2 protein-coding genes are annotated in these 2,724 nt (G+C 71.1%); both read right to left on the reverse strand.

The window, feature by feature from the left end; genetic code table 11:
- Positions 1 to 89 precede the first annotated feature (89 nt).
- Positions 90 to 845 (reverse strand): SDR family oxidoreductase, encoded by a 756-nt coding sequence (locus tag WH07_RS35625; protein WP_046509384.1) that lies wholly within the window; start codon positions 843 to 845, stop codon positions 90 to 92.
- Positions 846 to 849: 4 nt separating this feature from the next.
- Positions 850 to 2,670: a glycoside hydrolase family 15 protein gene (locus WH07_RS35630; protein WP_046509387.1), complete on the reverse strand. Its 1,821-nt coding sequence runs from the start codon at positions 2,668 to 2,670 to the stop codon at positions 850 to 852.
- Positions 2,671 to 2,724 lie beyond the last annotated feature (54 nt).

The raw sequence follows: 2,724 nt of genomic DNA on the forward strand, positions 1-2,724 counted from the left end.
GGGGTGGGGAGGGGGTATGTCCCGCACAGCGGTGTGCGGGGCATAACCGGCAGAGCCCGAGCGAGTGGTGTCCGGGGCGCGGTCCTGGGTCAGAAGCCGTGGCGGGCGCCGCCGTCCACCGGGAGCATGATGCCCGTCAGATACGACGCCGCCGGCGACAGCAGAAACGCCGCCGTCCTGCCGAACTCCTCCGCCCGCCCGTACCTCCGCATCGGTATGCGCGCGCTCGCCGCCGCCCGCGCCCCCTCCGCGTCCCCCGACAGCGCGTCCAGCTCACGCACGCGATCCGTGTCGATGCGGTACGGCAGCAGCCCCAGCACCCTGATTCCGCGCGGACCCAGCTCGTACGCCAGGGACTTCGCGAAGCCCGCCAGCCCCGGCCGCAGGCCGTTCGAGATCGTCAGGCCCGGGATCGTCTCGTGGACCGAGGCCGACAGGACGAAGCCGATGACACCCCCCTCACCCAGCTCCGCCGCCGCCTCGCGCGCCAGCCGTACCGCCCCGAGGAAGACCGACTCGAACGACTCCCGCCACTGCTCGTCCGTATTGCCCGTGGGCGACCCCGGAGGCGGGCCCCCGACACTGATCAGGATGCCGTCGAAGCCCCCGAACTCCCGTCGCGCCGTCGCGATCAGACGTCCCGCCAGCTCCGGGTCCGCGTTGTCCCCGGCCACCCCGTACGCGTCGGGGCCCAACGCCGCCGCGGCCTTCGCGACATGCTGCTCGTCCCGTCCGGAGACGACGACCTTTGCGCCGTCCGCCACCAGCGCCTCCGCGCTCGCGCGGCCCAGCCCCCGCGACGCACCCGTTATGACATAGACACGGTCTTTCAGCCCAAGATCCATGGGCCTATCCTGCCGTGCACTCCCCGGTCAGCGTCAGGGCGGTCGTCACAAGTCCGATATGGCTGAACGCCTGAGGAAAGTTGCCGAGGTGGCGACGCGTCACCGGGTCGTACTCCTCCGAGAGCAGCCCCACATCGCTGCGGAGCGCGAGCAGCCGCTCGAACAGTTCCCTGGCCTCCTTCGTACGCCCCGTCAAATGCAGCGCGTCGGCCAGCCAGAACGAACAGGCCAGGAACGCCCCTTCCGCACCCGGCAGCCCGTCCACCTCCACAAGCCCGTCCGTGCCCCCGAGCGCATCCGCCTCGGCCGCGCCGCTGTAGCGGCGCAGCAGACCGCCGTGCCCCAGCTCCGCCCGTACCGCGTCGACCGTACCGATCACCCGCGGATCGTCCGGCGGCAGAAACCCCACCCGCGGAATGAGCAGCGTCGCCGCGTCCAGCTCGGCTGAACCGTACGACTGCGTAAAGGTGTTCCGTACCGGGTCGTACCCCCGCTCGCACACCTCCCGGTGCACCTCGTCCCGCATCGCCCGCCACCGGTCCGCGTCCCCGATGAGCCGTGCGTCGCTCTCCAGGGTCTTCGCGGCCCGGTCGGCGGCGACCCACGCCATCACCTTGGAGTGCACGAAGTGCCGGCGCCCTCCCCGTACCTCCCACAGCCCCTCGTCCGGCTCGCGCCACTTCGACTCCAGGAAGTCCAGCAACGTCATCTCCAGCCGCCAGGCGTGCAGTTTCGGCGGAATACCGGCCCCGCGCACCACATGGAGCGAGTCGATGACCTCCCCGTACACATCGAGTTGGAGCTGGTCGACCGCGCTGTTGCCGGTACGCACCGGAGCGGAGCGCTCATATCCTCCCAGCCAGGGCAGCTCGCTCTCCGGCAGCCGCCGTTCGCCCGCCAGTCCGTACATGATCTGAAGATCGGCCGGATCGCCTGCGACCGCGCGCAGCAGCCAGTCCCGCCAGGCCGCCGCCTCCTCCACATAACCGGCCGACAGCAGCGCGCCCAGTGTCAGGGTCGAGTCGCGCAGCCAGCAGTAGCGGTAGTCCCAGTTGCGCACACCGCCCAGGTGCTCCGGCAGGGACGTGGTCGCCGCGGCGACGATGCCGCCCGTCGGAGCGTATGTCAGCGCCTTGAGAGTGATGAGGGAGCGCATGACGGCGGCACGGTACGGACCTGCGTACCGGCAGCGCGCCGCCCACTCCGCCCAGTCGTCCAGGCACTGCGCCAGCGATTCGAACGGGTCGACGCGCGGCGGGCGCTCCTCGTGCGAAGGGTGCCAGGTGAGTACGAACGCGACCCGCTCGCCCGTGGAGACGGTGAACGACGAGCGGGTGCTGAATTGCTGCCCCCAGGTCCTGACCGCGGGCTCGCTGCGCAGCCATACGGAGTCGGGACCCGCGATCGCCAGCCGGTGGCCCTCCGCGCGCCGCATCCAGGGGACGACGGAACCGAAGTCGAAGCGCAGCCGCACGGTGGCGCTCATCTCGACCGAGCCGCTGACGCCCTCGATGATCCGCACGATGTCGGGGGCGAGATCGCGCTGGGGCATGAAGTCGATGACCTTGACCGTGCCGGTGCCGGTCTCCCAGACGGATTCAAGGACCAGCGTCTCGCCGAGATAGCCACGCCGGGTGCAGTTCCCGGCGCCCGTGGGGGCGATCCGCCAGTGGCCGTTCTCCTCGTCACCGAGCAGCGCGGCGAAGCAGGCCGCCGAGTCGAAGCGGGGGAGGCACAGCCAGTCGATGGAACCGTTCCTGCCGACCAGGGCGGCGGTCTGGAGATCGCCGATGAGCGCGTAGTCCTCGATGCGTAGCGTGGTCACGCCAGGGCTGTTCCCGAAGCGCCGGCGCGCTAAGCAGGACGGCGGGGCGGGGGG

It is taken from the genome of Streptomyces odonnellii (assembly GCF_000981895.1).
GTDB lineage: Bacteria > Actinomycetota > Actinomycetes > Streptomycetales > Streptomycetaceae > Streptomyces > Streptomyces odonnellii.